Raw genomic sequence first — 10688 nt, 5'->3', positions numbered from 1 at the left:
TTAGCTTCTGGTATGGATGCCTGGGTTTATGCGCATCGCTCGACACTTTAAGTTATCTAACTAAATTTGGTTACTGCTCCTATTAACGCATAGGAGCAGATGACTAAATTTCTTTATTCTAACCAAGTTAACTTATTTTCCTGAATGGCAAATACCTCGGCTCCCAAAATAGTTCTTGAATCAAATTTTCTAAATCAGCTTGCTGATTAATTTGGGCTAATCCTTCGTCTATGGCCGTTTTAGCAACTGCAATGGCGATGTGTTTAGCTACTGTCTGAGCATCATCCAGAGAGGGTAGAAGGGGTAGAAAACTGTCTTTTTACTTGGCGCATGTTCGCTCAAAATTTCCGCAGCTGCCCAAATCATGCCTTTTGATAATCTTGACGCCCTTATTGCTAAAATACCCAGGCCGATCCCTGGGAATACCAGCGCATTATTACATTGAGCAATTTGTAATAAACGATTTTGATATTCAACTGCCGGGAAGGCTGTGCCCGTAGCAATTAACGCTTTACCTTGGCTCCAGGCAAGAATATCAATAGGTTGTGCTTCGCATTTTTCATCTGGATTGGAAAGAGGGAAAATGATTGGTCTTTCGCAAGTATCTGACATGATCTCAATGATATTTTGTGAAAATGAACCGGGTTGCGCTGAACAACCAATAAGAATCGTTGGTTTAATTTGACGCACTGTGTCTGTAAGAGAGAGTTGTTGTTTGCCTTGAGTTGCCCAAGTCGCTATTTCAATTGCTTGGCGTGCATAGGGTTTTTGTGCTTCAGTGAGTTCCAGATCGCTGTCGATTAAAAGGCCTTGACGATCAATTAGCCAAAAGCGTTTATAAGCTTCTTCTAACTTTAAGCCGCGTCTTACCATTGCGTCGACAATTTGATCACTAATTCCTGTTCCGGCGGAACCTGCACCAAAGACAACAATGCGATGCTCTTCAAGCTTGATGCCACTAACATCACAAGCGGCCAGTAAAGCTGCTAGGGTGACTGCTCCTGTACCTTGGATATCATCATTAAAGGTACACAACTCATTTTGAAATTTATCTAAAATACGTCGGGCATTTCCACGACCAAAATCTTCCCAATGTAAAAAGGCATTAGGGAAATGTTTACGGATAGCATTCACAAAGGTAAGAATAAAGGCATCATACTGCTCAGTACCAATACGAGGATGCTGACAGCCTAAATAAAGAGGATCATTAAGTAATTCCTGATTGTTTGTACCTACATCCAAAAAAACGGGCAACGTTCTGGTGGGATCTATACCACCACAAAGACTATAAACCATAAGTTTGGCAACCGGAATATCCATACCACCAATGCCCTGATCCCCAATACCAAGTACGCCCTCGCCATCGGTGACAACAATCAAATCAATTTCCGGGTTAGAACGGTTGTTGATAATGTCTTCGATTTGGTTCTTATCTGAGTGGGCAATGTATAAACCTCGTGGTTGGCGATATTCATGGCTGAAGCGTTTAACAGCCGTACCAACAATCGGTGTATAAATCGTAGGTAACATTTCCCCCAAATGACGGCTAATTAGCTTATAAAACAGTATTTGGTTTTTATCATGTAAATTATTCAGATAAATGTTTTGTTGCAAGCGCGAAGTATAGCTTGAGTATTGTAAATAGGCGCGCTTTACCTGTTCATCAAGGGTTTCAACACGATGCGGTAGTTTTCCTAACAGCCCAAAAGCATGTCGTTCTTCTTGGGTAAAAGCGGTACTCTTGTTAATTTGTGGTATTGTAAGTAAGGGTTTACCGCAAATAGAAGTTTCGATAAATTGTTCGCCAGTCTGCTCGTCACGCACTATTTTGAAATCTAGCATAGTTATTTTTCAAATAAAATTTAGTGTGCATACAATAGCCAATCAAGGGCATTTATTCAATGCAACAATGCGGTTTACTCCAAACTGTGATAAAATGCTCTGGCTTTATTCATGATTTATCTAAAACTTGAATGATATTTTTAGCGGGATAGCTTACTTTTGAGTGCATGGAAGTACTTACTTTACACATCGGTCATAATGGGGGTAGAGCTTCATGGTGAGATGTAGTCTAACCATGAGAGGAAATACCTATGACTTTTGCAAGTTTGCAATTAGCCGAACCTTTGCTGCGCGCAATCCGTGAACAAGGCTATGAAACCCCGTCTCCTATTCAGGCACAGGCAATACCCGCCGTATTGCGTGGAGATGATTTATTGGCTTCTGCGCAAACAGGAACGGGAAAAACCGCTGGTTTTACTTTGCCCATTCTTCATCGTTTGGCGCAAAAAACGCGGGCACGGAGTAATTGCACTCTGGCCTTAGTACTGACCCCTACTCGCGAGCTGGCAGCTCAGGTCCATGAGAGTGTGATGCTCTATGGTAAACATCTAGGCTTACGTTCTGCCGTTGTTTTTGGTGGTGTTAAAATTAACCCACAAATGATGAAATTGCGTTCCGGTGTTGAAATCCTAGTAGCGACTCCTGGGCGTTTACTAGATCTTTATAAACAAAATGCTATTCGTTTCGAGCAACTTGAGACCTTGGTTTTGGATGAAGCAGATCGGATGCTCGATATGGGCTTCATTCATGATATTAAGAAAATTCTTTCTTATTTACCGTGTTCACGCCAGAACTTACTATTTTCAGCAACCTTTTCCGATGAAATTCGCAAATTAGCTAAGGAATTATTAGTCAATCCAGTTGAAATTGATGTTGCGCCACGTAATACAGCTGCCACTAAAGTTGTACAACTGGTGCATCCGGTAGATAAAGCTCGCAAGAGTGCTTTACTCAGTCATCTAATTCATGACAAAAAATGGCAACAAGCACTGGTTTTTTCTCGTACTAAGCATGGTGCTAATAAGTTGGTAAAGCTTTTGGCACAGGATAATATTAAAGCATTAGCAATTCATGGAAATAAAAGTCAATCTCAACGTATGAAGGCGTTGAATGAATTTAAAGCAGGTAAAGTACCGATCTTGGTGGCGACAGATATTGCCGCCAGAGGTATAGATATTGATCAATTACCCCTAGTAATTAATTTTGATTTACCCCAGGTTGCTGAGGATTATGTGCATCGGATTGGGCGTACTGGCCGAGCTGGGGCATCAGGTCAAGCTATTTCATTAGTCTGTGCTGATGAATTCAAGCAGTTACATGATATTGAGAAGCTAATTAAAAAACGCATTGAGAGAGTTGAGGTCGATGATTTTGAGCCTAACCATTCTTTACCTGCAAGTCTTAACCCAGCTACTGCGGCAATTAAGAAAAATTAGCATACAAAGGCAAAGTAATAAAATCGGGGAAAAATGGGACTTTCACCTCTAAACATGGCAATACAGCTGCTCATAAGTACAAAGGCAAATCGTCTCTAGCCTCCAAAACGAAGAATAGTTACACCCCACGTTAGCATAGCGTTAGTTATTCACAAATGATAACATCGATAGCTTTGTAGAAACATCAAGAGGTTGTAATGAGAAAATTGTGGATTTTGGTTTGTGCTGCTTCCATCGCTTTGGGTGCTTGTTCAACCCGGAATGAACAGTATTATCGCTTGAATCCGCAAGCATTACAGCAGGCAATTAAAGAGTGCCCGAATAAAAGACCCGCTCAGATAAGCTGTGAGCAATTAGCTGCAATTAATAGTTCTGTTTATGAATTAGTTTACCAGATACAAATTAACCCCCAAGAGTTTGGTAAGCAAATATTGTCTATACAGCAAGATTTGGCAAAACAGCGTCATATGCTTGAGAAAAACCCTAATCAGCCTGAACTGAGAAAAACAATTGAAGGCAATGAGCAGCGCTTGGCTGAACGCTTGGCAATTGTAAGATGGTTAGAGTCACCAGAGAGTTAATTAATGAGAATTTTAGTAAGTAATGATGATGGCGTACATGCCTCAGGAATTCGTGCTTTAGCGAATGAAATGTCAACTCTTGGAGATGTTGTCGTTGTAGCACCTGAAAGAAACCGCAGTGGTGCAAGTAACTCATTGACTTTGACAAGACCTTTGCGAGTCAAACAATTGGACAACGGGCATTATAGCGTAGAAGGTACTCCGACTGATTGTGTGCATTTAGCTCTTACTGGTTTTCTAGATCCAAATGCTGACATCGTGGTTTCCGGTATTAATGAGGGTGCTAATCTCGGCGATGATATTCTTTATTCAGGGACTGTGGCTGCGGCGATGGAAGGGAGATATCTTGGTTTACCAGCCATCGCTTTTTCTATGGTTGGTGATAATATTCAGTACTATGATACTGGTGCAACTATTGCTCGGCAATTAGTGTTGAAAATGCGGGCAAATATGTTGCCGTCTCAGACTATCCTCAATGTTAATATTCCGGATTTACCATTGGATAAAATTAAAGGAATAGAAGTGACTCGCCTGGGAACACGTCATGGTGCTGAGCCCATTGTTAAAGAATATGATCCACGGGGCCGTCCCATTTATTGGGTTGGTCCTCCTGGTTTAGAAGCGGATGCAGGTCCCGGTACAGATTTTTATGCGATTAATCAAAATTGTGTCTCTATTACACCTTTACATCTTGATATGACGCATTATAAAGTGTTTGAGCAATTATCTGCGTTGATTGATGAGATTAGTTGGACCTCATGACTTGGCAATTTTTGTTGTTATGGAACTAACAAAAAGATTGGGAGCACGAACCTGAGTTAATATTATGAACAAAGAGCATTTTCTGCGCTAATATTAATAAAGGCTTGTTTTTATAAAATAGCTATTCTGAGAAAATAAATATGTACAAGTTGTGCGTATTCTTATTGATTTTTTCCTTGCTGCTTGTGGCTCAAGACCTGATTTAGCGCCTGTTGTAGAGTTAAAATGGCAACCACAAAAATCATAATCAAACCACTCACAAAGTACTACGGGGTGAAACGCTCTATGCAGTCGCTTTTCGCTATGACCAAGATTACCGGCAGCTTGCCGCATTAAACCATTTACATAGTCCTTATGCCTTGCGTGTAGGTCAAATCATTCGCTTAGAGAGCACTTCACATACTCCGGCAAGACATTATTATCATGCTAGGACCACCAAGCCAGTGTATACGGCAAGAAATATCCCTTCAGCTAGGCCTATTTCTCCTTCGTATCAATCGACCTGGTCAAGACCTGCTCGTTACCAATCTTGGTTGTGGCCTGTGAATGGCCGAGTTGCTACTCAGTTTATTCCGCAACAAGGCAAAAAGGGCATAGATATTGCAGGAACGAAAGGGGAGAAAATTAGAGCTTCATCTGGTGGAGTTGTTGCTTATGCGGGAAGCGGCCTTTCTGGCTATGGAAATTTGATTATTATTAAACATAACAATCAATTTTTAACTGCTTATGGCAATAATTTACGGAATATGGTTCGTGAAGGCCAACAAGTTAAAGCTGGTCAGATTATTGCCGAAATGGGAGTAATAGATAGACGATTTTGGGGTGTGCATTTTGAAATTAGAAAGGCAGGAAAGCCTGTTAATCCTTTGAATTATCTGCAAAAAGGTTAACAAAAAATTGGTTTTGATAACCATGCTTAATGCGAAGATGGTGTTTTTTCTTAAAAGATATAAACACGATAGGTGATATCATGCAAGCAGATGACGAATCAACAAAAGAAGATGTAACTCCCGAAGAGGAATGGGAAGAGTCTCCTGATGGTGCGTTGCTCTCTGATGACCCGGATGTTGAGGTTGAAAACGCGGAAAATGTTGAAGAACTGCCTGATTTTAGCGATGAAGAGGCGTTCCCTAGTTTTCAACGAGGCAGACATGCTGCTAAAGTGATGGATGCAACGCAAATTTATTTAGGGGAAATCGGTTTTTCTCCTTTACTTTCGGCGGAAGAAGAAGTTCATTATGCAAAGCTGGCCCTTAAGGGAGATGCAGCTGCCCGTAAAAAAATGATTGAATCCAATTTGCGCCTGGTAGTTAAAATAGCGCGCCGCTACTTGAATCGTGGTTTGCCACTTCTTGATCTTATCGAGGAGGGAAATCTTGGTTTGATGAAATCGGTTGAGAAATTTGATCCTGATAGAGGGTTTCGTTTTTCGACCTATGCTACCTGGTGGATTAGGCAAACCATCGAGCGTGCAATCATGAATCAAACTCGCACCATACGTTTACCTATTCATGTTGTTAAAGAACTGAATATTTATTTGCGTGCAGCTCGTCAACTGACACAACAACTTGATCATGAGCCATCAGCGGAAGAGATTGCGGAAAGAGTTGATAAACCGCTTGAGGATGTTGAAAAGTTGCTTGGCTTAAATGATAAGGTTGCTTCAGTAGATACGCCGATTGGTTATGATGAAAATAAATCGTTGCTCGATACTATTGCTGATGAAAATAGTATGAATCCGGCCGAGCTTTTGACCGATGAAAATTTACGTAACCATATTGAGTCGTTATTAGATAAACTAACGGAAAACCAACAGCAAGTGATTGCTAGGCGTTTTGGCCTACGTGGTTTTGAAAAGGCAACGCTTGAAGATGTAGGTAAGGAAATTGATTTAACTCGAGAGCGTGTCAGACAAATACAGGTTGAAGCTTTAAAAACCTTGAGAGGGCTTTTAGAGCGCGTAGGCTTAACTCAGGAAGATTTATTTTAAGCCAGAATGGGAGTCCCAGTTTAAGGAACATTGCTGGAGGTGGCTCCCAAACCTTGCCAACAGGCTGTGTAATCTAATTGTCTGCTTGGATGGGTCAACGCTTTTTTACTGATCAACCAAGGAGTTTTTGTTTCAAACATGAAGGCCAGGGTGTTTTGATAACGGGTTGGGGCAAGCTCTTCTTGAATAGTTTTTTGATAGGTCTCTGAATCAGGTCCATGCGCTGTCATACAATTATGAATACTTATACCCCCAGGTAGAAATCCTTCTTTTTTGCGTCGTATTCGCCGTGAATCAGTCCCATGAATTCATTCATAATATTACGATGAAAATAAGGCGGTCTAAAAGTATGTTCTGCCACCATCCATCGGGGGGGAAATATAACAAAATCAAGATTAGCCACACCAACGGTTTCACTTTCTGAGGTTAAAACAGTAAAAATAGAGGGATCAGGGTGATCAAAACTAACGGTATTAATGGTGTTAAACAAAGACAGATCATAAATATAAGGGGCATAATTACCATGCCAGGCCACTACATTAAGTGGAGAGTGATTGCTTTTTGCTATCCAAAATTGTTGTTGATACTTACAAATTAGGGTGGTTTCGTCATTATAATTTTCATAAGAAGCTTGTGGATAAAGAAAATGACGTGGATTAGCAAGGCTGTTTGCCCCAAGGGGGCCTAATTGTGGTAAACTCAGTGGCGCGCCAGCATTTTCACAAAGATAGCCACAAGCTAAAGGGCATATTAGTTCAACCTTAAATTTTACACCTCTTGGTATTACAGCTATTTTCCCAGGAGCAATCGCAAGACGTCCAAACTCCGTATAAAGTATTATTTCACCTAAGTAAGGTACTAGAAGCATTTCACCATCATGATTACTAAAATAGCGAGTCTGCATTGATTGACTACATTGATAGAGGTAAGCATTAGTGGGGTGATTCCCTGCAATGTGGAATAAACTATCAACAAAATCTCTATTATCAGTGGGTGCTTCAAAAGGTGACCAGCGGAAGGGATTAGGTGCTTGTAGTTTCGCGTAATTAACTGTTGCGGCATGCTCATAAGGTTGATAATCCTCATGAACCACAGATGGGATTGTGCGATAAAGCCAGCTGTGGAGATTCACATGCCTTGGCCTTGTAAAGGCAGTGCCGCTTAATTGTTCGGCATATAAGCCGAATTGACAGTGTTGAGGGGAGTTTTGTTCTTTAGGTAAAGCGCCTGGTACAGCTTCGCTTTGATGGTGGTTACCAAATCCTGCTAAATACACCGTTTATCTCCCTCGTAAATTTAACGTCATTAGCATAGCTTGAAAAAGTGAAAAATGTCGATACTGATTGCTCTAATCACCGTTCTTTTTAAGTCACTGACGATGTATAATTTTATTATTTAGTAAACTCATCTTAGGAAATGACATTATTTTCAGGATGAACAGGAATTTGATTGAGGTGTATTTATGGCTGGACATAGCAAATGGGCTAATATTAAGTTTCGCAAAGGTGCACAAGATGCAAAGCGCGGAAAAATTTTTACTAAATTAATCCGTGAAATTTCAGTTGCTGCGCGAGCGGGTGGTGGTGACGAAGCAACTAATCCACGATTACGTGATGCAGTCACAAAAGCACTAAAAGCCAATATGAAACGCGATACGATCGATAACGCGATTAAGCGTGGTGTAGGTGGGTTAGATGGCGAGAATATGATTGAAATGCGTTATGAAGGCTATGGTCCTGGTGGTGTTGCGATATTGGTTGATTGTTTATCTGACAACAAAAATCGTACTGTTTCCGAAGTGAGACACGCTTTCACCAAACATGGTGGTAATCTGGGAACGGATGGCTCAGTGGCTTATCTGTTTAATAAACAAGGTGAGATTCTTCTCGCTGCTGGACAACCTGAAGAAGAGGCAATGGAGATTGCAATAGAATCCGGTGCGGAAGATGTGGTGATTGACGAAGGACAGCTTGAAATAATTACTCCCGCAGACAAGTACCACACTGTATTAACAGCGATTCAGCAGTCAGGTTATGATGTTGAGCAATCTCATTTAACGATGCGGGCTCAAACAATGATTCCTTTGGATAAGGACTCAGCGGAAAGCTTGCTCAAACTAATTGATATGCTGGAAGACTTGGACGACGTGCAGGAGGTTCATAGTAATGCCGAATTCCCTGAGTCACTCTTTGAAACATCAGTCTGATGAGCATAATTTTGGGGATAGATCCTGGTTCGCGTATTACTGGATATGGCATCATTCGAGAAGAGAAACGCAAAATTTTTATGTAGATAGTGGTTGTATTCGTACCTCAGAAGGGGAATTGAGCCAAAAATTGTTGCAAATTTTTAATGGTATTTGCCAATTGATGGATGAGTATGCTCCTGATGAGGTTGCCATAGAGCAGGTTTTTATGCATCAAAATCCCAGTTCAGCGTTAAAACTGGGGCACGCAAGAGGAGCTGCTATGGTCGCTGCTGCTTCGCATCGAATTAATGTGAGTGAGTATTCTGCTCGTGAAATTAAGCAGGCGGTAGTGGGTTACGGTGCTGCTCAGAAAGAACAAGTAAAACATATGGTCGTGACTTTGCTTACGCTTAATAACCCACCTCAGAATGATGCTGCTGATGCGTTGGCTATCGCAATTTGCCACAGCCACATGCGGCATGGATTATCGGTTTTGCAACCATTGCGGCAGAGCACAAGGAGACGTTTGCGATGATAGGTTGGCTAAGTGGACAGGTGGTTGATAAACACCAACCAGGTAAGCTGGTTGTTGATGTGAATGGGGTTGGCTATGACGTGGAAACTTCATTGCAAACCTTTTTTCAGCTTGAGTCGCAGCGTGGATCGATCAATTTACACATTCATACAATAGTTCGTGAAGATGCTTTGTTGCTTTTTGGTTTTTTAGATAAAGAGGAGCGGGCGTTATTTAGAGCTTTAATTAAAGTAAATGGAGTCGGCCCTAAACTAGCCATGGCTATTCTTTCAAGTATTACGCCTGCTGAGTTTATTCAATGTATCACGCAACAGAATACTTTATTTCTCACTAAATTACCGGGTATCGGTAAAAAACGGCCGAGCGCTTGGTGATTGAAATGAAAGACAGTGTGAAGCAGTTTAACAGCATCGATTCTAACCAATTATCACAGAAACTATCAGTTAACCGTGAACAGGATGAAGCTATTAATGCATTGGAAGCATTGGGATATAGGCAGCAGGAGGCAGTTAAGGTGATTAATAAAATTGATGATGGGAATAAAACCTGCGAGCAATTGATTCGCCAAGCTTTGCAGCTATTAGCAAGCCGATAAAAGCTGATTTTATGGTAATTAGCTACTGTAAAATTCTGCCATCATGCTTTTGTTGTGCCAACACAGTTAATTGCTGATTATATATAATTTCGAATGAGTTAAGATGATCCGAGTCTTTTACCTTGGTGCTTAAAACCGGATATTAACCTTGTTGTGATGATGCGCCGTGAGGAATGGGGAAATAGACTCGCACGATTAAGCCAGTGCCTTCTGTGGGAGAATCTAGTTCTACTCGTCCACCATGTAGATCGGTGATTTGCCTTACAATAGCCAAGCCCAAACCACTACCAGGACTCTTATTTCCTAGAACACGGAAGAAACGTTCAAAGACCCGATTTTGTAATTCACTCGGTATTCCTGGGCCATTATCACGTACCTCAAGAACCAATTCCTGCTCTTTGCTATAAACACGAACCGATACTTTTCCATTCTCCTTACAATAACGGATCGCATTATCAACTAAATTCCGAATAAGAATACTAAGCGCTGTAAGATTTCCTGCAAAAATAGGTGTCTGTTCATCATGTTCGAACTCAAGCTCTATTTGCTTCTCTACAGCACTCGGCGCCAACATCGCTAAAACTTCACGGGTTATCTTAACTAAATTGACTTCATCAATATCGTTGATATTAGTTGCTTCTGGAACCAATTTACTCATGGTAAGCAGCTGTTGAACAATATGAGTGCTACGGTTAACACTGGCAATTAGTTTCTGTAGGGCTAAATTCTTTTCATCCATATCACTGGTATTCAAAGCAA

General features: G+C 41.0%; 6 protein-coding genes and 5 pseudogenes. 8 read left to right on the top strand and 3 right to left on the bottom strand.

Annotation, left to right across the window (positions count from 1 at the left end):
* Positions 1–127: 127 nt before the first annotated feature.
* A pseudogene (locus BN58_RS25050) lies at positions 128–1842 on the bottom strand (NAD-dependent malic enzyme).
* 251 nt (positions 1843–2093) lie between these two features.
* Between BN58_RS25050 and BN58_RS12660 the strand changes: the two are divergent.
* The 5 genes and pseudogenes from BN58_RS12660 (at position 2094) to rpoS (ending at position 6611) form a co-directional block, all read left to right on the top strand.
* A complete protein-coding gene (locus BN58_RS12660) occupies positions 2094–3278 on the top strand; it encodes a DEAD/DEAH box helicase (protein WP_019217152.1) in 1185 nt (394 codons plus the stop codon).
* 197 nt (positions 3279–3475) lie between these two features.
* Positions 3476–3859 carry a hypothetical protein gene (locus BN58_RS12655; protein ID WP_019217151.1) on the top strand — a complete coding sequence of 128 codons (384 nt, stop codon included), beginning with the start codon at positions 3476–3478 and terminating at the stop codon, positions 3857–3859.
* 3 nt (positions 3860–3862) lie between these two features.
* Positions 3863–4621, top strand: a complete 759-nt coding sequence (gene surE / locus BN58_RS12650; RefSeq protein WP_019217150.1) for a 5'/3'-nucleotidase SurE — start codon at positions 3863–3865, stop codon at positions 4619–4621.
* Positions 4622–4772: 151 nt separating this feature from the next.
* A pseudogene (locus BN58_RS25045) lies at positions 4773–5511 on the top strand (peptidoglycan DD-metalloendopeptidase family protein).
* 80 nt (positions 5512–5591) lie between these two features.
* Positions 5592–6611, top strand: coding sequence for an RNA polymerase sigma factor RpoS (gene rpoS, locus BN58_RS12640; protein WP_019217147.1), 1020 nt, complete (start codon positions 5592–5594; stop codon positions 6609–6611).
* 20 nt (positions 6612–6631) lie between these two features.
* Here the strand turns inward: rpoS and hmgA are convergent.
* Positions 6632–7887 (bottom strand): annotated as a pseudogene (gene hmgA, locus BN58_RS25040) (homogentisate 1,2-dioxygenase).
* Positions 7888–8073: 186 nt separating this feature from the next.
* Between hmgA and BN58_RS12630 the strand changes: the two are divergent.
* From BN58_RS12630 to ruvA, 3 genes and pseudogenes are all read left to right on the top strand, one after another.
* On the top strand, positions 8074–8817 hold the full coding sequence (locus BN58_RS12630) for a YebC/PmpR family DNA-binding transcriptional regulator (protein ID WP_019217145.1): 744 nt from the start codon (positions 8074–8076) through the stop codon (positions 8815–8817).
* Positions 8817–9334, top strand: a pseudogene (ruvC, locus tag BN58_RS25035) (crossover junction endodeoxyribonuclease RuvC). The gene BN58_RS12630 and the pseudogene ruvC overlap by 1 nt, the downstream one beginning before the upstream one ends.
* Positions 9331–9929 (top strand): annotated as a pseudogene (gene ruvA / locus BN58_RS25030) (Holliday junction branch migration protein RuvA). The pseudogenes ruvC and ruvA overlap by 4 nt, the downstream one beginning before the upstream one ends.
* Positions 9930–10071: 142 nt before the next feature.
* Here the strand turns inward: ruvA and BN58_RS12615 are convergent.
* A partial coding sequence (locus BN58_RS12615) for a sensor histidine kinase (protein ID WP_019217144.1) occupies positions 10072–10688 on the bottom strand: 617 nt, incomplete at its 5' end.

This window comes from Legionella tunisiensis, assembly GCF_000308315.1.
Lineage (GTDB): Bacteria > Pseudomonadota > Gammaproteobacteria > Legionellales > Legionellaceae > Tatlockia > Tatlockia tunisiensis.
This window is presented reverse-complemented; position numbering and strand designations above follow the sequence as displayed.